The sequence below is a fragment of the Candidatus Krumholzibacteriia bacterium genome (assembly GCA_035649275.1).
Classification (GTDB): Bacteria; Krumholzibacteriota; Krumholzibacteriia.
In genome coordinates this window covers 14,570-35,224 of record DASRJW010000138.1, presented here as the reverse complement: position 1 = coordinate 35,224, position 20,655 = coordinate 14,570, and the positions used below count along the sequence as shown (strand labels likewise).

Here is a 20,655-nt window from a genome sequence, read left to right as displayed (position 1 = left end):
AGATGTGCCCGTCACCCGGTCCGCCGCTCCGGTCGATGGCCATCCATTCCTTGTCGCCTCCGAAAGCGGGAACCGGGCCGACCCAGCTCGCACCACCGTCGGTGCTGCGGAAGAGCTGGCAGAAGAAACCCGAGGGCGGGCTCTGCACATTGACGCCGAGCGTCATGTAGTAGAAGACGCCGTCCGCATCCACGGCCGTGACCGGATCGCTGCGGAACTCTCCCGGCTGCACCGCTCCCGAAAACACCCAGTTCCGACCGCCGTCCCGGCTGTAGGCCCAGCCGTTTTGCCGAAAGTCCGAGGCGACGTTGTCGAACTGCCGCCAGCCAATCACCATGCGATTGGGTGCGTGCGGATCGACCGCGAGGCACGGCTCGTTGGCGGCGTCGCCAGGGATATTGAGGCCGCAGGCGTCCGTGTTCGCCTGGATGCTGACATAGGGTCCCACAGAAGGCGCCGCGAGCTGCGGCCGGTATTCTGGTGGCGGCGTGCCCGGACCGGGCATGTATGGATGCCGCGGCCGCTCCGCCTCGGCATGACGCGTGCTTTGGTCCACGGAATGATCGGCGGCTGGCGTTGCAGCGAGCGACAGGGACGATGCCAGGAGACCGGCGAAGGTGGACAGGCGAAGAGGTGTGCGTTCCCCGATTCCCCGACGCCTTCCCAGAATGGTGCACATGGTGCTCCCTTCCCTCGAATCGGCGGTGTCTCGGTCGCAGCGAATTCCGTGCCGGCGTCAGGACAGCGGCAGCGTCTGAGCCCCCGGTGGACTGCACCGCGCGGTCCGGTTTAGACTTCCGCCTCTTCCGCCGGTCCCATCCGGCCACCCGGAGGTCCACGTGAGCCAGGACATCTACGATGTGAAGCGGCATATACGCGACCGCGCCCACCTCCAGTCCATGGAGGAGTACAAGCGGCTCTACCGTCTTTCCATCGACAGTCCGGAGTGGTTCTGGAGCGAACAGGCCAAGACGCTCGATTGGTTCCACCCTTGGCACAAGGTCTTCGACGCCGATCTGGAAGAGATCGATTTCGCCTGGTTTTCGGGAGGGCGCCTGAACGCCTGCTTCAACTGCGTGGACCGCCACATGGAAACGCACGCCGACCGCACCGCCCTCATCTGGGCCGCCGACGAACCGGGCGTCTACCAGCACATCACCTACCGCGACCTCAAGCACAACGTCTGTCGCTTGGCCAACGTCCTCCGCGTCCACGGCGTGCGCAAGGGAGACCGGGTTTGCATCTACATGCCCATGATCCCGGAAACGGTGTACGCCATGCTCGCCTGCGCCCGCATCGGCGCGGTGCACTCCGTGGTCTTCGGCGGCTTCAGCGCCGAATCCCTCCGCGATCGCATTGTCGACGCTAACTGCCGGGTGCTGCTCACGGCCAACGAGGGCCTGCGCGGCGGCCGCCGGATCCCGCTCAAGGCCATCGCCGACCGCGCCATCGAGGGCATGGCGTCGGTAGAGACCGTTCTCGTCGCCCGGCGCACCGAGCACGCGGTGCCGATGCAGGCAGGGCGCGACTTCTGGCTGGACGAGGAGATGCAGAAGCAGCGCTCCACCTGCACGGTCGCCTGGATGGACGCTGAGGATCCGCTCTTCATCCTTTACACCTCGGGGAGCACTGGCAAACCCAAGGGCCTCCTGCACACCACCGGCGGCTACCTGGTGTACGCCGCGCTCAGCCACCGGCTGGTGTTCGACTACCACCCGGGCGACATCTACTGCTGCGCCGCCGATGTCGGCTGGATCACTGGACACAGCTACATCGTCTACGGGCCGCTCGCCAACGGCGGCACCACGGTGATGTTCGAATCCGTGCCCACCCACCCCGATCCGGGTCGCTACTGGCGCATGGTCGACGATCTCGGCATCCAGATCTTCTACACCGCACCGACTGCGCTCCGGGCCATCGCGCAGGCCGGGGACGAGTGGGTGCAGCGTTACCAACGCAAGAGTTTGCGCATCCTGGGCACGGTGGGTGAACCGATCAATCCCGAGATCTGGCGCTGGTACCACGACGTCGTCGGCGAGGGGCGCTGCGCCGTGGTGGACACCTGGTGGCAGACGGAAACCGGCGGCATCGCGATCACCCCGCTCCCGGGCGTGACGCCAACGAAACCGGGCTCGGCGACCTTGCCCTTCTTCGGCGTCCAGCCGCTCGTCGTCGATCCCAACGACGGCCGGGTACTGGAAGGGAACGGCGTTTCCGGCGCCCTCTGCCTGGGCTCGCCCTGGCCCGGCCAGGCGCGCACGGTGTGGGGGGATCATCAGCGTTTCAAGGAGCAGTACTTCTCGCGCTTCAAAGGCATCTACTTCACCGGCGACGGCTGCCGGCGCGACGAAGACGGCTTCTACTGGATCACCGGGCGCATCGACGACGTGCTCAACGTCGCCGGTCACCGTCTGGGGAGCGCAGAGATCGAGAGCGCTCTCGTGGCCCACGACGCCGTGGCCGAGGCCGCCGTCGTCGGCTTTCCCCACGCGATCAAGGGCCAGGGCATCTACGCCTACGTGCTGCTGGCGGCGGGCTACGACGACCGCGAACCCGAGCAACTCCAAGGGGCGCTGAAGGAGCAAGTGCGCCACGCCATCGGCGCCTTCGCTTCCCCGGACGTGGTGCACATCGCCAGCGGCCTCCCCAAGACCCGGAGCGGCAAGATCATGCGCCGCATCCTGCGCCAGATCGCAGCCGGGCAGTACGACGGCATGGGGGACACGAGCACCCTCGCGGATCCCGATGTCGTCGATCGACTCATCCAGGAACACAAAGCGACGACGGCGACGGCGAGCTGAAACAGACTTTCGTTGGCACCCGGCGCAGGTGGCTCACTCGAGCGACTCGGCGGTTCTGAAGCCAGCGAAGACGTCGCGACGGTCGCGGGTGTAGAAGTTGCGCCAGGTATCGCGCAGCAGCCGGGCGCGCGTCGCCCAGCAGCCGCCCCGGAGCACCATGTGCTTGCCGTCGAACCAGGGCGCCGAGTACTCCTTGTAGGGATCCTCGACAAAACCCGGGTAGGGAGCGAAGGGAGTGGAGGTCCATTCCCAAACGTTCCCCCACATTTGCCGGCAGCCGAAAGCACTGTCGCCGAGGGGCAAAGCGTCGGCGGCGATGACGCCGCGGCGAGCACCATCGAGATTGGCGTGTTCCGGCGTCGGATTTGCCTCGCCCCAGGGGTGCGGGCGCTTCGCGGCCGCGAGCACTCCGGCGCCTCGACTCCCCGACGCGGCTGCCTCCCACTCTGCTTCGGTCGGCAGGCGTTTCTTCGCCCAGCGGCAGTACGCCGAGGCTTCGTACCAGTTCACGTGGATGATGGCCTGCTCCGGCGCGAGCGGCTGCCAGCGGTCGAAGAGGCGCCGTTCCCAGCCACCCGCCGTGCGCCGCCAGTACACCGGATGCGCCGCCGCCGCGGCTTCGCGCCAGGCCCAGCCTTCTTCCTCCCAGAACTCGCGCCGCTCGTAGCCGCCTGCATCGACGAAGGCGGCGAACTCGCCTTCGCTCACCGCCGTCCGCGCGATCTTGAACGGCTGCAGCTGCACCGGGTGTCCCCACTTCTCGTTGTCGAAGACGAAGGGTGTCCCGGGCGCTGCCCCGAGAGTGAAGGTGCCGCCCGGGACTTCCACCGCACCGGCTGCCGCGGCCGGCGCGGCGGCCGGGAGCGGCGCCGGCGACGTGAACCGGGGCGCTGGGTAGCCGAGGGTCTGTCGTGTGTAGGTGAAGGCTTCGTCGTGCATGTCCTCGTGGTAGAGGACGAGACGGTGGAAGTAGGCGGACTTCGCGTTCAGGGGCTCGGCATGGAGCGCTTCGAGAGCGCGCTCCAGCTCGGTCCCCATGTAGCGCAGCGTTTCGGCGCGGGTCGGGAGCGGCAAATCCCAACGTATGTCGTGCGCTACCTTGAAGGAGTCGTAGAGGGCGTCGGCGTCGGGGCGGGAGAGCGCGAGCCCGCGCAGGTGCCGTAGGACCCAGTGCGACTGGAACCAGGCCAGGTGCCCGATCTCCCAGAGCATCGGGTTCACGATCGCGAGACGCGGGCCGAGGAGCTGCTCGTCGCTCAAGTCCTCGACCAGATCCAGCGTGCGCTGGCGCGCCTCCTGCAAATCGCGCTCGATCGACTCGACGGTCAGGCCGGTGTCCGGACCCTCTCGCCTGTTGGAGCCTCGCCGGCTCGTGGTCGTCACTTCGTTCTCCTCGCCGACTCTCGGCTTCTCGCGCGGCTCCAGACCCTGTTCCATCTTGGGAGTAGCGGCCGCGAGCCGATGCCGGTATCCTTCCCGATCGTGCTGCAGATTACAATGGTCACGCCCTCTTTGCCGGCCGCACACAATGGCAACGGCGTCACCGTAGCCCGCTGGGCCCAGCGGCTGCGCGAGCTCGGTCATCGCGTCCGCATCGTTTCCCGCCAGAACTCCCGGCGCTCCCGCGCGGGAAGCTCCGGTGACCTGAGCGGTGACCTTCTGATCGCCCTTCATGCCAGCAAGACCGCCGCGGCGGCGCTCCGTTTCGCCCGCAGCGGCCGCCCCTTCGTGACCGCCCTCACGGGCACCGATCTGTACCGGGATCTGCGACGGTCCGCTCGTGCCCAGGAAGTGTTGCGCCGCTCCTCGGCCCTCGTCCTCCTCCAACCGCTCGGCCTCGAGAGCCTCCCCCAAGGGGTCCGAAGAAAAGTCCACGTGATCCTGCAATCGGCACAAGCTCCTCGGCGCCGGCGGCGGGCTGGCGCCGATGGCCGTTTCGATGTCGCGGTGCTCGGACACATGCGGGCGGTGAAGGACCCGTTACGGGCGGCGCTGGCGGCGCGGCGCTTGCCGTCGGAGTCGCGGCTTCGCATCGTCCACGCCGGGCGGGCGCTCACGGACTCGTTCGCTCGCCGGGCGCGCCGGGAAATGCAGCGCAACCGGCGCTATCGCTGGCTCGGTGACTTGTCCCATGCATCGGCGCTTCGACTGCTGGCGAGAAGCCAGGGCCTCGTTCTCAGTTCGCGCCTGGAAGGCGGGGCGAATGTGCTCTCCGAGGCCGCGGTGGCCCACGTCCCCGTGCTCGCCTCGCGGATCCCCGGCAGTCTCGGCCTCCTGGGGTACGACTACCCGGGTTATTTCGAGGTGGGCGACACCGACGGCCTCGCCACCTTGCTGCAGCGCCTAGAGAGTGATGCTGCGTTCAGGGCCGACCTCCGCCGTCGACTGCGACGGCTGGCGCCGCGCTTCAGCCCGGCCCGCGAGCGCGCCGCCTGGCGAGCACTGTTGTCCCAGGTTCTCGGGCCGGCGGCGGCGTCGCCGCGTCGTCCCCACCGCTCGGGGACCCCCTGATTCCAAATTCGCGTCGTCCCCTAGAGCACCCATGCGGAGCGCCAGCCCAGAGCAACGACCCCGCCCGGCGGCTCCCCACTGCGCCCGTGCTTCCCCCGCGTCCCGGGTGTTAGGATCGATGCCTCGAGGCGGTTCCGATTCCACACCCGATCCTGTCGTGGAGGGAACTCATGCGACGCCCCATTCTCGCTCTGCTTGTTCTACTCCTGGCTCTTGGCACCAGCGCGCTGGCACAGGAGCACCCGGAACACCCGAAGTCGGCGCAGGAGCACCCAAAGACGGAAATGACCCTGGACACCTTGGCCGAGGCGATCACCGCCTACATCCAGAACGATGCGAAGCTGAAGGGTGGTGCCTTCCTCATCCTCGATCCGCAGACGAAGGGGGTCCTGCAGCTGACGCTGGTCCAGGTGCACAAGGAGCGTCTGGCGTCCCTGGGGAACGGCGTCTATTTCGCCTGCACGGATATGAAGGCAACGGACGGCACGGTCTACGATCTCGACTTCTTCATGAAGCAAGGCGAAAAGGGCATCGAAACCACCGAGGTCGCCATCCACAAGCAGGCCGGCAAGCCGCGTTACAACTGGAAGGAAGAGAACGGGACATGGAGCAAGGTGAAGATCTGAGCCGCCACGCACCCACGGGTTTCCCACTGTCGAGGGAGGCGAGAATGCATCCGCGCCGTTCGATTCCTGCTGTCGCCTTGTGGCTCGCCGTGTCGCTGCTCGGCTGCGCCGCCAAGCAGGCCCAGCAGCAGGAAGACACGGCGGCCCGCACCTTTCTCTTCACCTATTCGTTGGTGGTGAACGACATCCCCGAGGGCGCCCACACCCTGTCCCTCTGGGTTCCCGTGCCCCGGACCGACCGGCATCAAGAAGTGCTCGATCTGCAGGTGACCTGTCCTCTCGAGTATCAGATCACGCAAGAGAAGCATTACGGCAACCGGGTGCTGCACCTGAGCGCGAAGGCTCCACTGCCTCGGACGTTGGAGCTCCAGTTCGCCGCCCGGGTGGCGCGCCAGGCCTACAACGTGCTCTCGGACAAGCACGCGGGCGCCGACCCTAGGCCCCCGGAAGCCGATGACCTGCAAGCGAACGCCCTCGTGCCGATCGACGGAATCATCGCTTCGCTGGCGAGCCAGGTGACGCGCGACGCCACCACGCCGATCGACAAGGCCCGCGCCATCTACGATTACGTCACCACGACCATGACCTACGACAAGAGCGGCCAAGGCTGGGGGCGCGGCGACGCGCTCTACGCCTGCGACGCTCGCAAGGGCAACTGCACCGACTTCCACTCGCTCATCATCGGTCTGGCCCGGGCGAGCGGCATCCCGGCGCGCTTCGTCATGGGCTTCCCGCTGCCGGAGGACAAGACCTCCGGGGAGATCCCGGGATACCACTGCTGGGCCGAGATGTACGTGGAGGGCATCGGCTGGCTGCCGGTGGACAGCTCCGAGGCGAGCAAGCATCCGGAGAAGCGCGAGGCCTTCTTCGGCGGCCTCGACGCCAACCGCGTCGAGTTCACCCGCGGGCGCGACCTGCAGCTCGAGCCCCCCGCCGCGACGCGGCTCAACTTCTTCGTCTATCCGTACGTCGAGGTGGACGGAACGCAGCACGAGCAGGTGCAGCGGAGCTTCTCCTTCTCCGAGCTCAAGACGTAAAGGAGCTGCTAGCGAGCAAGAGGTGATGCTCATGAAGGCGCGCGACGTGGGCCGACTTGGGGGATCTCTCTGGGCACTCGCTCTCACCACCACAGGCTGTGGCCTCGCTTACCCAGGCGTCGCGGTTCTGCTCGCGGGAGGCGGAGGCGGTGGCGGTCACCCCGGGCACCGTGGTGCAGGTCACCTGCGACGATCCCATCCTGGCCGAGTGGCACGATGATTGGACGCTGCAGAGCGCGACCTGGTCGGCGCCTTCGCTCCAGGCCTCCGGAGCCATCGTGGTGGAGCCCACGGCGAACTATGTCGTTCCCCCGACCTATGGCAGCATCGTGACCGACGCCGGCTTCTCGGCGCACGTGATGCATCTCGACGTGGCGAGCTTGGCTCGCACGAGCCTCCTTCTCACCGGCATCTTCGACCGCGGCTCGCGGCTCGTCGGTTGCGTGAAGGGAGTGCGGGTCACCACCGTCGAGACCTTGCCTTTGGGGAGCGGCCCCCGCTACCTCGTGCCGGCCGATCCCGTGGGTCTCGACTTCACTGCCCTTTCCGCTCCGGATCTACACGTCTATTGCATTGAGGCTCCGGTCCCCGCCAAGGCTCCCACCTGGGCACAGGTCAAATGCCGGTATCGATGATCCGTGCCGTGTCGGGTTGGTAGGCCAGGCGCAGCGGGGCTCGCGACGAGAGCACCCTGTCGCTCAGCGACGGGAGAGAGCGTGGAGCGCTTCCGCTCGCGTCTCGTAGAGCTCGAGCGGCGGCTTCACCAGGTTGAGGATGCTCGACCACACCTTTTGGATGCGCTCGTTGACGCTGCAGAGGCAGAACTGCACGTCGCTGCTCACCGCGCTCCGGTGCACCGAGGCAAGGACGCCGAAGGGCATGCTGCTCATGTAGGAAGTGCGGGCGAGGTCGAGCAGGATCTTCTTCTCCCCGTCGTCCACCAGCTTCCGCAGCGCGTTGCGGAGATCCTCCGTCTCCTTGCCCCCTTTGAGCATTCCTTCGGGAATGACCACGACCACGTCTCCCAGACGCTCGACGTCCAGCCCCATGCGTTCTCCTTCGGCTCAGAAGCGTCCCTCATCGCGGACTTGCCCAGCATATCAGCTTTGGCAAGCAGGAGCCGGACCCGGAAGTCGGCGAACACCCCAACTGCTTGGAATCACTGCATTCCGACCGGCTCGCTAGCGCTGGACGACGAGCTTCTGCTGCAGCAACCGGCTGCCGAGGTGGGCTTGAATGAAGTAGACACCGGCGGGAACGCGCTGACCGGCGGCATCCTGCAAGTCCCAGCGCACCTGGTAGCGCCCAGCCGGGTGGACGTCCTGAGCCAAGGTGCGCAGGCGCTGGCCGCGGACATTGAAGACCGCGATCTCCACTGGTCCCCCCGCGGAGAGTTCGAAGGCCAGGGTGGCGAACTGGCCAGCCGGATTGGGCATGATGCGTTCGAGTCGCGTGAAGGTCGTCACCTCGGCGCCCTCGGTCGTTGCCGTCTTCGCTGCAGGGCCAGCACCACGGATTTCCACGGCGATGGCGGACCAATCCGTCGTGCCATCGAAGGTGCCGTCGAACGTTTGCGAACTCGCGGCGGCCTGGCGGTCGACGACGGCCACTCCCGCCACGCTGCCGCTCGCGCCGTGGTGGAACTCCGCCCGCTCCGTCCAACCGCTCCCTGGTGTGTGGGCATGATCCCGACACGAGATGGCTCCGAAGAGCGTCATGCCAGTTTGCGTGGAAGCCGGGAAGGAATAGGACGGCGTGTCGATGCCGTTGCTGCAGGCCGCGCCCACACCGTTCGTGTTCCCCGAGACAACGTTCCCGATGGGTGACGAGGCATTGCTCCCGGCATAGCGGGCCACTGCGATCGTGGCGCCTTGTGGCGAAGAGGCGAACGTTGCCGTCACGCTGCTGGGGTTCGGTGTGCCGCGGGCCATCCAGATCTCGATGCCGGTCTGGCCACGGCCACCGCACTGGGCTCGGACAAGGGACCAGCTGAGACCGAGACCGCTGACGCCGGTGACGCTACGGCTCGGCTTGGTGCCGATGCAGGCGAGGAAGAGATCTCCCGCGACACCGCTCACCGTGCCGGTGGTGGACACCGTGGCCAGAGCTATGGAGCCACCCGTCTGCACGTCCCTGAAGGTGACAGGTCCCGAACCAGAACCAGAGCCGCTCACGGAGAGCGCCACCGTGGTCTCGACGCTCTGCAGGCTGGCGTCCCTGGCGCGGTAGGTGAACTGGTCCGAGCCGCTGAAGCCCGCACTCGGCGAATAGGTGAAGGAACCGTCGCTGCGCAGCAGCAGGCTGCCATGCGCCACATTCGCGCCGAGCACCGCCGTCAGGGCATCTCCGTCGGCGTCGCTGTCATTCCCGAGCACGCCCGGAGCGGGGATGTCGAGACTGCCGCCGCTCTGGACGGTGTAGCTCTCCCCCGCCGCCACCGGTGCGTCGGGCTGGGACGTCACGGTGAGGGCGACGTTGGCCTGGTCCGTGCCCCCCCGGCCATCCCGCGCTTCGTAGGTGAAGGCATCGCTGCCGTTGTAGTTGGCCTGCGGCGTGTAGGTGAAGGCACCGTTGCCCTGCAAAGACAGGCTGCCGTGGGCGGGGGAGGTGACCACCACCGCGGTCAACGGATCGCCGTCGGGGTCGTTGTCGTCGCCGAGCACTCCCGGTGCCGTGACGCTGAGAACGTTGTCCTCGACCACGGTATAGCTGTCGTTGCTCGCCACGGGGGGCGAGTTGCTCGGAGTGGAGCTCTGCAGGTCCAGCACGAGCTGCGGCGGATTCGTTCCTTCCTTCGAGCTGTAATAGCCGCTGTCGGTGGCCGGGCTCTGCAGCGCCAAGCTGTAAGTGCCGTTGCCGGCGATCGCGGCGCTGACGTCGAACTCGATCCAGGTGCCCGTCGCGGTGCTCCCGAGCGAGGCGAGCGCCGGCGCGGTGATGCTGGGGGCGTTGCTCCCGTTCAGACCCGACTCCTGCCACGCCGTGGACGTACCTTCATAGTTGTTCGAAACGGAATGCACGGTGCCGGCGACGCTCGTGGCATCGGTGACGAAAAGACGCAGGTGAGCAGCCTGTACGGCGCCCACGCCGGAGATCTGGAACTTGAGATAGGCGTGGTAGATGCTGGCGTCCGCTTTGACGCGCAGCTCCGTCGCGCTTCCAAAGTTGCTCGTGCTCCCCACCAGGATGTGGGCGTCGGCGACAGGCGTGAGGACGACGGTGCTTCCGGGCGGGGTGCTGCCGCCGTCGTCGTCACGGATCGTCCCCAGGCCCTGTCCGTCGGCCAGCGTGGCGTTGCTCGGACTCGAGAGGTTCACGAAGAAGGTCTCGTCGGTTTCGTCGACGGTATCGCCCTGGATCACCACGGAGACGGTCCTCGAGGTCGTGGAGCCGCTGAACGAGAGCGAGCCGGACGTCGAGGTGTAGTCCTGGCTCGATTGCGCCGACCCGTTCGCCGTCGCGTAGTTCACGCTCACACTCGTGCCACTCGGATTGGCCAGCGTCACCGTGAACACGGCGTTCACCGTGCCCGCATTCCCTTCATCGACGCTGGCATCGGAGATCGTGAGCGTCGGGGGCGGCCCGCTCGTGCAAGGGGGCCGGGACACGGGGCTCGAGTGGCTGTCCCATGGATTGCGCAGGAACACGAAGTCCGTCAACGACAGCGGCGCCGTCACCTGCACCGGGATCTCATTCCCTCCCGCCTCGACCTGTACGCGCGTGACGTTGCTGGCGGAGAAGGGCTTGTCCTTGATCCAGCTGTGGCCGTCTCCGTGGATGAAGAGAATGGGCTTGGCGAAGGTCTTGGCGGCGCTGACGAAGGGGGTGAAGAAGGTGCTGCGATTGCCCCCGGGGCCGGCCTGAGCGACAATGACGGCGCCGCGCACGTTGGCAACCTGCTGCTGCAGCTGTTGGCTCACCCAGCTGGCGTCGTTTTGCATGATGGTGCTGGAGTTGCTCCCGCCCACGAGGTTGATGCCGACGAAGAGGATCCCCTTCTTGACGAAGGCGAAGTTCTCCCGGCGCCCGCTCTGCCGCGACGTGGAAGACGAGCAGGGCCAATTCAATTCGAGATCCAAGAAGTACCTGTTCCAGTAGGTCATGCCTGTGGATGGGCTCGAGCAATCGGTGGTCTCGTTGTCGCCCGGGACGATGTACGCCGGCACGTCGGAGGATTTGAGAATATCGGCGACGGTACGGTAACGCGACTCGGAACAGCTCTCGCTGCCCGACTTGATGTCGCCTACATGGAACAACAACTCCGAGGGACTGAAGAGATTGTGCTCGTCGACCTGCTCTTGGAAGACGGTCACTTCGCTGTTGCTGTAAGGGATGTCGCCGGTGACCGAGAAGATGATGGTCTCGTTGGCTTCGATGGACCTGGAGCCGCCGGTTGCATCCCCTGCTCCCCAAGCGCGCGCACCCAGCAGCGTGCAAGGCAGAAACACGAGTGTGCAAACCAGCAATGCGCGTGCGGCGCGCGATCCGCGCTCCCGGCAATGCTGCGCCGTCCCGTAGCTGCTGGGCATGATTGCCGACGCCATGGCTTATTTTTGCATGATGCCCAGAGATTTCGCAACAATAACGATTGGGTCATTTTGCGCAGCACAAAAACATATGACAAAGGGGAACAAACGAATTGCGAAAAATCACCCGAGGTCGTACTCGAGCTGCCAAACGGCAACGAACCTCAGTAGCGCCAAGACGCCTTGGCGTAGACGCCGCGCTGCACCTCGGTGGCTCTGGAGCTGGTGATGATGCCGCGGAACTCCGGGTGCTTCGGCTCGAGGAGATTCTGCCCGGTGACGCAGAGCTGCACTTGCGGGGCCGCACGCCACTCGAGTCGCAGATCCAGCCGCGTGTAGGCGGGAACGGCCGGGAGTCGCAGCGCCTCGACGCCGGGCAGCTCGCTCACGTAGTAGACCGCGGCGTCTAGGTCCAGGCGCTGGGGCAAATCGAGCTGCAATCGGACCTGGAACTGGTGCTCCGGATCGTTGGCCTCGGCGGCGTCGCTACTCCTGTCCAGGCTGGACGGATCGCGGTCGATGTCCACCTCGAGCCGGGTGTAGCCGGCGTGGAAACGCACGCGCTCCGTCGCCTGCCAGTGCGCGACCACCTCCACTCCCCAGGTGCGGGCCGAGCCGAGGTTGGCAAAGCGAAGGGGATGGAGGACATGCGCAGGGGGCGGCGTGCCTTCGCTGCGGGGGGACTCGGGCTCCACCGTGACCAGCTGGTCGTAGTCGTTGTAGAAGGCTGCCGTATCGAGGAAGAACCACGGCACCGGCAGCAGGCGGAAACCCGCCTCCCAGGCGAGGAGCTCGTCCGATTCGAGTTCCGGGTTGCCGGTGAGCGCGATGAGGTGCAGCGTCGTGTCCTGGAAAGCGCCGACGACCAGGCGCACGTCGGACTCGACCCGCGTCGGCGTGCGCACGGCGCGCGACACGGCGCCCCACGCGGTGAGTTGCGAGTCCGGTGTGGCGAGCAGCCGCACGCTCGGCTGGACCTCGAACCCGGTGTATTCGTTGTGCTCGAATTTCGATCCCAGCGTGAGCCGGAGCCTCTGGGGAACGAGAGCGATCTCGTCCTGGAGGAAGGCGCTGAAGAGATCGTCGCTGCGTTGCGGCGGCTGGAGACTGAAGACGAAGTTGTTGCCGATGTCGTCTCGTGTCAGCCTGTAGCCCAAGCCCCACACCAGCTGCTGCCGGCTCGCCACGCCGAGCTCGTGCTCGAAGTCGAAATCCAGCGTGTTGCGTTCCTCATCCAGGAGAGGGCCCCGGCGCTCGGTGCGATCGAAGGTGCCCTGCAGCGTCGTGCGCGAGCGCGGCGACTGCGCCTGGACCCACCTGCCCAGGAAGTGTCCACCGCCGACCTCGGTGGTGCTTTCGGTAGTGGCGACGAAGGGCGGCGAGGGCGTCGCGAGCGTCATGGTGTTCCCCATGTCGCCGGCGTAGATTTCCCCCTGGAACGACAGCAGGTGGGTGGCTCCCAGCGCCCAGTCCAGGCCGAAACCACCATGTCCGAGGTCCCAGCCATCGGCAGCATCCTGTCCGTCCGGTTCGACGAAATCGTCGTGTTCGTGGTACTGCACCCAGGCCTTGGCGTGGAGTCCCGTGGCGATCCGCCCGCTATAGCGCGCGTTCCCCATGAAAAGCTCCTCCGTGCCTCCACCCGCGCCGACGGACCAGCCCTGAATCTGCGCGGCGCTCTTGGTGCGGATATTGATCACGCCATTGACGGCGTTGGCCCCCCACAAGGTGGCGCCCGGACCACGGATGATCTCGATACGATCGATGTCTTCCAGCGGGACGTCCTGAACGTCCCAATAGATGCCGCCGAAGAGCGGCGTGTAGATGCTGCGGCCGTCGATCAGCGCCAAGAGCATGTTCGCGAACACGCCGTTGAAGCCCCGAGCTGTGATGGCCCACTGGCTGGCGTTGGTCCTGGCGACCTGCAGGCCGGGGACGAGGCGCAGCGCTTCGGCAACGCTGGTGGCGCCGCTCCGGCGCAGATCCTCGGCGGTGAGGACGTAGATCGCCGCCGCCGCCTCGAACAACGGCTCCTCGCGGCGGGAGACGCTCGTGACCTCGATCTCCATCAGCTCTTCCAGGCTGAGCTCGGAGAGATCCTTGGGTAGAGTTCCCTGGGCCGGCGTTTCTTGGGCGCCCAACCTCGGCAGGCGAGCCGCCGCAAGGAGCAGCAAGGCGAGAACCATCGGGGTGATCCGAGACTTCCAGCCCCTGATGTGCGGGCGCAGCGATGGGCTCGGGGTTCCGGCGCAGGACTCCATGCTCCTCCGGGGCCGGGGCGTCTCGATTCGAATCGGCCGAGGGAGACAGCTCAACGCCGGAGGAGAAGGAGCTTCTTGGTGTCTTGCACCCCGGCCGCCGACAGGTGGACGAAGTAGATCCCTCGGGCCGCGGGCGTTCCGGCGGCGGTCCGGCGCTCCCACCGGCGCGTATATTCGCCGGCAGCGTGCCATTCCTGCGCCAGGACTGCAACGTGGCGTCCGGTGACGTCGTAGACGTCCAGCCGGGCCGTGGCTCCGAGCGGACCGATACGATAGTGGACGCGCACGGGGCCGCCGTTGGCGGGCTCGAAGGCGGCGACGATGGCCGTCGGCACCATCCACTCCGCGCCGGTCCCGCTCGTCTTGGGGTCCATGTCGTAGGCCCCCATGTCGACTTCGGCCGTCCCGTTCAAGTTGCCGTCGACGATGCGGGGGTGGCCATCCAGATCCGTCGTCGAGCCGACCGGCACCGCGGCATTGTTGCCCGCGTCGACGCAGGGCGAGAAGGTCTGGAGACGGAAGTTGCCGCCGAGAGGGGCGACGAAGAGCGGATCGACGGCAAGGTTGCCGGTCCCTGCGAAACCGCCCTCGATGTCGCTGTAGGTGACTTGGGCCAGCGGACCAACTGCCGTAGAGTTGTTACCCCAGAGGATCGAGTTGACGACGGTGGGACTGCCGAGAATGCCGCCGCCTGTGCCGGCGGGCTGCCCGGCTGGACCGGCCGGCGCCGCGAGGTTGGCGGCCACGGTGCAATTGACGACCTTGCTGTCGACCAACCCACCATGCCAGGCGGCGCCGTCGCCGCCGCGCCCCGGGCTCGGCAACGGCAGGCCGGAGCCGAAACCTGCGGCGCCGCCTTGTCCGGTCTGGTTGCCTGCGAACAAGCAGTTCACCGCTTCCACCATCGATTCGTTGTAGAGACCGGCGCCGTCGCCGCCCCTGCCGCCGTTCTCCCCGAACGTCTGGCAGCCAAGAGGCGGCACACACACGACCGAGCTTCCACCTTGGCCGCCGGCGCCGCTCGTGTTCCCGGTGACGATGCAGTTCGTGAGCTTGACCGCACAGCCCAGGCCGACGTGGATGCCGCCGCCGGAACCCCCGTGACCTCCGGAGCTCCCGCCGGGGCCGGAAGCGCTGACGTAGCCGGCGCCGCCGGCGCCGGTGTGGTTGGCATCGATGGTACAGCGCAGGAAAGTCGGCGCCCCGCTGGTGACGTAAGCGCCGCCGCCGTCGCCGCCGTCGCCCCCTGGCACACCGGAGGTACCGGCGGCACCCTGGCCCGTGCCGTTGTTCACCACGATGCAGTCGGCGATGGTCACGTTGCTGCCGGAGACATAGATGCCGCCACCGGCGCTCGCGTGGAAACCGCGCGTGATGGTGAAACCCTCGAGGCGGGCGCTGGGTGGCTCGGCGCCCGTGAAGACGAAACCGCGGCCGGCGTTGCCGGCGTCGATAAAGCACGACGCGGGGCCGCCGGCGGAGCGCACGACGATGTTCTTGCCGCCGAACGAGAGGTCGCGGTTACCGGCGCCGGTGTAGGTCCCGTTCGCGACCAGAACCGTGTCGCCGGGGGCGGCAGCAGCGATCCCGGATTGGATGGTGGTGTGCTGGCCAGGAACCTGGATCACCGCGGCGAGAAGCCCGCCCGGAGAGAGCGTGACAGAGGCGATGAGCGCGGCGCCGGTGACGGAACGGCGGCACGCGGCGAGCGCTGCCAAGGCTGGCATATGGATCGACCTCCGCGGAGATAGTACCAGGGGGCCGCTCGGGCAGGCATTAAGGCTTCTTCATGAAGCGCGGTGCCAGAGGAGCGGCGGGCATCGGGTCGCGCCTCTAGCCGTCCTCGTTGTCATCGGGCAGACGCAGGCTGTAACCGGTGCCACGAATCGTGTGTAGCAGCTTGAGGGAGAAGCCGCCATCGACCTTGCTGCGCAGACGCGAAATGTGGACGTCGACGACGTTGGACATGGGGTCGAAGTTGTATTCCCACACGTGCTCCATGAGCATCGTCCGGGTCACGATGTTTCCGGCGTGCCGCATGAGGAATTCCAGGACCTCGTATTCCCGGTGGGTCAGGTCCAGCTTCTTCCCACCCCGGCCGACTGCGTGACGCAGCTGATCGACTTCGAGGTCCGCCAAGCGCAGCACCGTAGGCGTCGCCGGACCCTGACGGCGAAGCAGGGCTCGCAGGCGTGCCAGCAGCTCCTCGAAGTGGAAAGGTTTGGTCAAGTAATCGTCGGCCCCGGCGTTCAAGCCAGCCACTTTGCTCTCCACGTTGCCCTTGGCAGTGAGGATCAGGACCGGCGCAGAGTTCCCCGCCTGCCGCAGCTCACGCAAAACCTCCAGGCCGTTCCGACCGGGGAGCAGCAGGTCGAGGACGATGGCGTCGTAGGACTGTGTCTTTGCCAGGTGCAGGGCATCTTCGCCGTCGGCCACCACGTCCACGGCAAACTGCTGCTCCTTCAGTCCGCGCCGGATGAAACCGGCCACCCCGGTGTCGTCCTCGGCGACCAAGATCCTCATCGTACCTCTGTCCGCCGGCGGCGGTCTCCTTCAGGCCAGTTGACGATCGATGTGCTCGATCAGCTCCCCGGCTCGCACCGGCTTCGAGATCCAAGGCAGCCCCGCGACGCCGTGGGTTCTTTGCTGGTCCTGCCCGCTGGCGGTGAGCAGCAACACCGGAACGCGACGCAGTTCGTCGCGGGCGCGGAGAGCCTTGAAGATCTCCTCGCCTCCCATCTCCGGCATGACGAGATCCAGGAGGATGAGATCGGGGCGAAACTCCAGCGCCGCAGGCAGCGCCCGGTGTGCGTGGTTCTCCACCCGGACCTCGTAACGGCCCGTGTCCTCGAGGTGGAGCTTCAACAGCCTCGTCATGCTCACCTCGTCGTCCAGCACCAGGATCCGCTTCGTCGTCATCAGCTCCCTTCGCCGGCGCCCGTAGGGCGATCGTTGTCGTCGCAGCCAAATCCCAGGGTCACGCGGACGCCCCCTTCCGTGCGGTTGCCTACCTGAATCGTGCCCCTGTGCATGTCCACGATCCTCCGCACCACGGCCAGCCCGAGGCCGGCGGCGCGGCGCGCGCGCTTGGTGGTGAAGAAAGGTTCGAAGATCCGTGGCAGATTCTCCGCCGGGATGCCGACGCCCGTGTCCTCCACCTGCACCATGACTTGGCAACGGGCCGGGGGTTCGGCCCGACCGGTGGCATGGGCGCGCACGGTGAGCGTGCCGCCCTCCGGCATCGCCTGCATGGCATTCAAGAACAGGTTGACGAACACCTGCTCGATCTTGTTGCGGTCGAGCTTCAGAAGCGGCAAGTCCGGCGCCAGCAGCCGCACGATGGTCGTCCGAGTCTTCACACATTCGTGCTTCACGAGCGCCAGGGACTCCTCGATGAGCTCCTCGAGTTTCTCCTGTTGCAACTCCAAGGCCCGCGGCGCCGAGAAGTCCAGGAGACCGAGGATGACCTGGTTCCCGCGCTTGACCGCTTCCTCCATGTCGCGCAGGACGTCGACCATCTCCGGGCCTGCATCGACCAGGTGCCTTTGGAGGTATTCGACGCCCATGAGCAAGGTCGTGAGCGGGTTCTTGACCTCGTGAGCGACCCCTGCAGCGAGGCGCCCCACAGACTCCAACTTCGCCGCCTGCAGCAGCTGCAGCTGCGCCTGCTGCAGCTCGTCTTCGGCGCGCGTCTTCTCGCGCTCCATTTCCCCCTTGCGCAGGGCCTGAAGCAGCGCCGCGGGCAAACGAGTGAGGCTGCCCTTCAAGATGTAATCGTCTGCGCCGGCGCGCATGCACTCCACCGCGATCTCCTCGGTCTGCGTTCCCGTCACCAGGATGAAGGGGACCTGGGCACCTCGCCCGCGAAGCAGCTCCAGGGCTTCGAGGGCGGAGAACTGTGGCAGGAGATAGTCCGCCAAGATCGCGTCGGGGAGGAAATCGTCGAGCTCCTGCAGGAAGCTGCGGCGGTCTTCGACCCGCCGCCAGGTGAAGCGCAGCCCAGCGCGGCGGAGCTCCGCCTGCACCAGCTCGGCGTCGGTGGCGGCATCTTCCAGCAGCAGCAGCCGGAGTTCTGCACCCGCTGCGGTGGGCGCTGCCGGAGCGGCCCCGGGCACTCGATCATGGGCCCGTCGATCGAGCATCGCTGCGTCCTTCCGGCCGGAGACTCCGCGGCCAGCAACTCGCTCCGCGGCTGGCCGCGGGAGTGCCAGTGATCAAGTCGGCAGGGCGTTCCGCTGCAACCAGTAGAGACCGAGCTCCGACACAGCTTCTTCGAACTCGTCGAACCGCACGGGCTTGACCACGTAGCTGTTCGCTCCGAGGCGATAGCTGCGCAGGAGGTCGCGCTCCTCCCGCGAGGAGGTGAGTACCACCGTCGGAATGCACCGCGTGCGCTCGTCCATCTTGATCCGATGCAGCACTTCCAGGCCGTCCACTTTGGGGAGCTTCAAATCCAGGAGGATCATCTTCGGCTCCGGCGCCGCCTCAGCCGTCGCCCCGGGCGGGAAGAGGAACTCGAGCGCCTCGGCTCCGTCGCGGACGACGCGGATCCTGCTGGCGGTGGCGATCTTCCGCAGCACCCGCAGGGTGAGCTCCATGTCGTTGGCGTTGTCCTCGACGAGCAGAATGTCCACGTCCCCTGGAGCCGTCGTCTTACCACCGGACATGTCGGGACTCCTTTTCGGGGCGCGGCCGGCCGTTGCAGGTCCGGACCGGGGAGAGCCCTGGGCGACTGGTTCAAGAATAGCCCGCGCCCGGTGACGCTTCAAGAACCTGACCCGGGAGGGCGAAGTAGAAGGTCGCACCGTGGCCCACCTCGCCCTCGGCCCAGACGCGGCCGCCGTGGCGATGCACGATCCGCTGCACGATCGCCAACCCCACGCCGGTGCCTTCGAACTCCTCGGTACTGTGCAAGCGCTGGAAGACGTTGAACAACTTGTCGGCGTAGCGCATGTCGAACCCGACGCCGTTGTCACGCACGAAGTAGACCGTCTCGCTCGCGGTCGCGAAACCGCCGATGGTCACCCGGGGATCCGCCTGGTGGCGGGTGAACTTGAGCGCGTTGGCCACGAGGTTCACGAACACCTGCCGTAGCATGCGGCGGTCGCCCTGGGTGGCGGGCAGGTCGGTGATCTCCACCCGTGGACGGCGCGGGCCTTCCAGAGCCAGCAGTTCTTCCACCAGCTGTCTAGTGAGACCGTTCATATCCACCTCGGATCGCTCCATCTGGAGCCGCCCGAAGCGCGAGAAGGACAGCAGATCATCGATGAGCTGACCCATTTCCTGAGCGCTCGAGCGGATGACCTGCAACAGTCGTTTCCCCTCGGCGCCCAGTTCCCCACCATGCTCCTCGAGGAGGATGAGCGAGAAGCCGTCGATGGCGCGCAACGGGACACGTAGATCGTGGGAGACGGAGTAACTAAAGGACTCGAGCTCCTTGTTCGCCGCCTCGAGCTGCCGGGTGCGCTCTTGCAAGGCGCTTTCCCGCGTTTGGATCTGCCCCAGCATCTCGTTGAAGGTGTCGATCAAGGTCCCGAGCTCGTCCCGTCCCGTGCTCGCGGTGCGCAAGGAGTAGTCGCTCTCCGCCGAGACTCGGCGCACCGTGTGTACGAGCCGTAGGATGGGAGCGGAGATGAGGCGCTGCAGCTGGGCGGAGAGCCACAGGGTCACGACGAGCGAGGTGGCGACGACGAGACCGACGATCTGGGCGTAGCGGGTGAGCCGCGTACGCATGGCTGCCAGATCCGAGCGGATGTACAGCGTCCCTAGCCGCTCCCCCGCCAACTCGATGCCCCGGTGCAGGGACAGGTGGTCGTCACCGAAGTGGTGTCCATCGTCTTGCGGAGGGGGAGGCGAAAACGTCCCGCCGGCGGCGCGGGAGTAGGTCGCGAACACTTGTCCCTGGGAGTTGTACATCGCCGCTTCGACGATGTGGGTCTCCGCCTGGAGTGCCGCCAAGGTCTCGCCAGCGGCGGCGCTGTCGCCGAAGGCCAGCGCCGCCGTGCTGTTCGAGGCGATGACGCTGGCCAGGATCGACAGATTCCCCAGGATGGAGCGGCGAAAAGCCAGCACGTCGTACACCACGAACCCAGAGCAGACGAGCAGCAACGCCACCATGGTCGTGGCCATGATGATCAGGATCATCTTGCGCTGGATGGCCAGGTCGCGAAATCTCTTCATGTCAGCGCTCGGACTCCTCCCCGACGATCCGTGCCAGCTTCAGCAGCTTGGAGCTGATCCACAGCTCGGCCCGTTGCGCCGCCCGCACGTTGATCTCGAAGCGCACCCTGTTTTCTTCCAAGTAGAACCGGATGACCCCACCGCGAGAGGTGAAATCCGTCGACTCGCCGACGGTCAGCACCGGGCGCCCGCGCAGGGTGGCGAACAACTGTTGCAAAAAAGCGGGATCCGACCGAGCGGTGAAGAGGATGTGGCAAGGACCGAGATCCCGAAGCTCCTGGAAACGCTGCACCTGCACCGGCCTGCCTTCCACCGTCTTGCCCCGCAGCATGGCGTCGATTTCCGTTCCGAAGGGATCCTCACCCAGGATGCCCACGAGCAAGGGGGCCGTGCTGTCGGCGAAGGCGCGCGCGGGCCAGGTCACGAAACGACCGAAGTTGTAGAGAAACGCTGCCTTGACCTGATGCTCCGTGGGGGTCGTGGGCTGGGACGCGGCGGGCGCCGTCGCGGCGAGAAGTAGGCAGAGCATCGCCCCCGTCGAGCGCCGGCAACTCCCGGACAGCGGCTGGCGCCGGCCCGGCTGCTGACGCGCCGGCCTCCGTGGGCTCCTGGGGGGGAGTCTCGGAAGCGCCATACCGCCGGCCCATGGGGGTTCGGTCCCTCTTGCACGTCCGCCGCCTGGTTCCGGAGCTGGATCAAGGCAACGAGCCTGC

General features: G+C 66.8%; 17 protein-coding genes. 5 read left to right on the top strand and 12 right to left on the bottom strand.

Going from position 1 to position 20,655, the window contains the following annotated elements; all coding sequences use genetic code 11:
• The coding region (locus VFE28_15390) for a sialidase family protein (protein HZM17383.1) at positions 1 to 556 on the bottom strand (556 nt) is incomplete at its 3' end.
• Between the two features lie 283 nt (positions 557 to 839).
• Here VFE28_15390 and acs point away from each other — a divergent pair.
• Positions 840 to 2,801 (top strand): acetate--CoA ligase, encoded by a 1,962-nt coding sequence (gene acs / locus VFE28_15385; GenBank protein HZM17382.1) that lies wholly within the window; start codon positions 840 to 842, stop codon positions 2,799 to 2,801.
• 33 nt (positions 2,802 to 2,834) lie between these two features.
• Here acs and senA read toward each other — a convergent pair whose 3' ends face one another.
• Positions 2,835 to 4,184 (bottom strand): selenoneine synthase SenA, encoded by a 1,350-nt coding sequence (gene senA, locus VFE28_15380; protein HZM17381.1) that lies wholly within the window; start codon positions 4,182 to 4,184, stop codon positions 2,835 to 2,837.
• Positions 4,185 to 4,262: 78 nt separating this feature from the next.
• Between senA and senB the strand changes: the two genes are divergently transcribed.
• From senB to VFE28_15360, 4 genes are all read left to right on the top strand, one after another.
• Positions 4,263 to 5,312, top strand: coding sequence for a selenoneine biosynthesis selenosugar synthase SenB (gene senB / locus VFE28_15375; protein ID HZM17380.1), 1,050 nt, complete (start codon positions 4,263 to 4,265; stop codon positions 5,310 to 5,312).
• Between the two features lie 170 nt (positions 5,313 to 5,482).
• Positions 5,483 to 5,938: a hypothetical protein gene (locus tag VFE28_15370; protein HZM17379.1), complete on the top strand. Its 456-nt coding sequence runs from the start codon at positions 5,483 to 5,485 to the stop codon at positions 5,936 to 5,938.
• A gap of 44 nt (positions 5,939 to 5,982) precedes the next feature.
• Positions 5,983 to 6,975 (top strand): transglutaminase domain-containing protein, encoded by a 993-nt coding sequence (locus VFE28_15365; GenBank protein HZM17378.1) that lies wholly within the window; start codon positions 5,983 to 5,985, stop codon positions 6,973 to 6,975.
• A 149-nt stretch (positions 6,976 to 7,124) separates the two neighbouring features.
• Positions 7,125 to 7,610 carry a hypothetical protein gene (locus VFE28_15360; protein HZM17377.1) on the top strand — a complete coding sequence of 162 codons (486 nt, stop codon included), beginning with the start codon at positions 7,125 to 7,127 and terminating at the stop codon, positions 7,608 to 7,610.
• 63 nt (positions 7,611 to 7,673) lie between these two features.
• Here VFE28_15360 and VFE28_15355 read toward each other — a convergent pair whose 3' ends face one another.
• The 10 genes from VFE28_15355 to VFE28_15310 form a co-directional block, all read right to left on the bottom strand.
• Positions 7,674 to 8,024, bottom strand: a complete 351-nt coding sequence (locus tag VFE28_15355) for an STAS domain-containing protein (protein ID HZM17376.1) — start codon at positions 8,022 to 8,024, stop codon at positions 7,674 to 7,676.
• 132 nt (positions 8,025 to 8,156) lie between these two features.
• Positions 8,157 to 11,423, bottom strand: a complete 3,267-nt coding sequence (locus VFE28_15350) for an Ig-like domain-containing protein (protein HZM17375.1) — start codon at positions 11,421 to 11,423, stop codon at positions 8,157 to 8,159.
• 242 nt (positions 11,424 to 11,665) lie between these two features.
• The gene (locus VFE28_15345; protein ID HZM17374.1) at positions 11,666 to 13,687 is read right to left on the bottom strand and encodes a TonB-dependent receptor; all 2,022 of its coding nucleotides are present in this window, start codon (positions 13,685 to 13,687) and stop codon (positions 11,666 to 11,668) included.
• Between the two features lie 125 nt (positions 13,688 to 13,812).
• On the bottom strand, positions 13,813 to 15,489 hold the full coding sequence (locus VFE28_15340; protein HZM17373.1) for a choice-of-anchor Q domain-containing protein: 1,677 nt from the start codon (positions 15,487 to 15,489) through the stop codon (positions 13,813 to 13,815).
• A 106-nt stretch (positions 15,490 to 15,595) separates the two neighbouring features.
• Positions 15,596 to 16,285, bottom strand: coding sequence for a response regulator transcription factor (locus tag VFE28_15335; protein HZM17372.1), 690 nt, complete (start codon positions 16,283 to 16,285; stop codon positions 15,596 to 15,598).
• A gap of 30 nt (positions 16,286 to 16,315) precedes the next feature.
• Complete coding sequence (locus VFE28_15330) at positions 16,316 to 16,681, bottom strand: response regulator (GenBank protein ID HZM17371.1); 366 nt, start codon at positions 16,679 to 16,681, stop codon at positions 16,316 to 16,318.
• A complete protein-coding gene (locus VFE28_15325; GenBank protein HZM17370.1) occupies positions 16,681 to 17,904 on the bottom strand; it encodes an ATP-binding protein in 1,224 nt (407 codons plus the stop codon). Before VFE28_15325 ends, VFE28_15330 begins: the two co-directional genes overlap by 1 nt.
• A gap of 72 nt (positions 17,905 to 17,976) precedes the next feature.
• Positions 17,977 to 18,429, bottom strand: coding sequence for a response regulator (locus VFE28_15320; protein HZM17369.1), 453 nt, complete (start codon positions 18,427 to 18,429; stop codon positions 17,977 to 17,979).
• Positions 18,430 to 18,499: 70 nt separating this feature from the next.
• Positions 18,500 to 19,942: an ATP-binding protein gene (locus tag VFE28_15315; protein HZM17368.1), complete on the bottom strand. Its 1,443-nt coding sequence runs from the start codon at positions 19,940 to 19,942 to the stop codon at positions 18,500 to 18,502.
• 1 nt (position 19,943) lies between these two features.
• Positions 19,944 to 20,471 (bottom strand): YfiR family protein, encoded by a 528-nt coding sequence (locus VFE28_15310; GenBank protein HZM17367.1) that lies wholly within the window; start codon positions 20,469 to 20,471, stop codon positions 19,944 to 19,946.
• Positions 20,472 to 20,655 lie beyond the last annotated feature (184 nt).

Bases quoted from the DNA above. Each gene is read 5' to 3' on its own strand.
- VFE28_15315 (HZM17368.1), bottom strand. From the start codon at position 19,942: ATGAAGAGATTTCGCGACCTGGCCATCCAGCGCAAGATGATCCTGATC.
- VFE28_15330 (HZM17371.1), bottom strand. From the start codon at position 16,681: ATGACGACGAAGCGGATCCTGGTGCTGGACGACGAGGTGAGCATGACG.
- VFE28_15335 (HZM17372.1), bottom strand. From the start codon at position 16,285: ATGAGGATCTTGGTCGCCGAGGACGACACCGGGGTGGCCGGTTTCATC.
- VFE28_15325 (HZM17370.1), bottom strand. From the start codon at position 17,904: ATGCTCGATCGACGGGCCCATGATCGAGTGCCCGGGGCCGCTCCGGCA.
- VFE28_15365 (HZM17378.1), top strand. From the start codon at position 5,983: ATGCATCCGCGCCGTTCGATTCCTGCTGTCGCCTTGTGGCTCGCCGTG.
- VFE28_15310 (HZM17367.1), bottom strand. From the start codon at position 20,471: ATGCTCTGCCTACTTCTCGCCGCGACGGCGCCCGCCGCGTCCCAGCCC.
- VFE28_15340 (HZM17373.1), bottom strand. From the start codon at position 15,489: ATGCCAGCCTTGGCAGCGCTCGCCGCGTGCCGCCGTTCCGTCACCGGC.
- VFE28_15320 (HZM17369.1), bottom strand. From the start codon at position 18,429: ATGTCCGGTGGTAAGACGACGGCTCCAGGGGACGTGGACATTCTGCTC.
- VFE28_15370 (HZM17379.1), top strand. From the start codon at position 5,483: ATGCGACGCCCCATTCTCGCTCTGCTTGTTCTACTCCTGGCTCTTGGC.
- VFE28_15345 (HZM17374.1), bottom strand. From the start codon at position 13,687: ATGGTTCTCGCCTTGCTGCTCCTTGCGGCGGCTCGCCTGCCGAGGTTG.
- senB (HZM17380.1), top strand. From the start codon at position 4,263: ATGCCGGTATCCTTCCCGATCGTGCTGCAGATTACAATGGTCACGCCC.
- VFE28_15355 (HZM17376.1), bottom strand. From the start codon at position 8,024: ATGGGGCTGGACGTCGAGCGTCTGGGAGACGTGGTCGTGGTCATTCCC.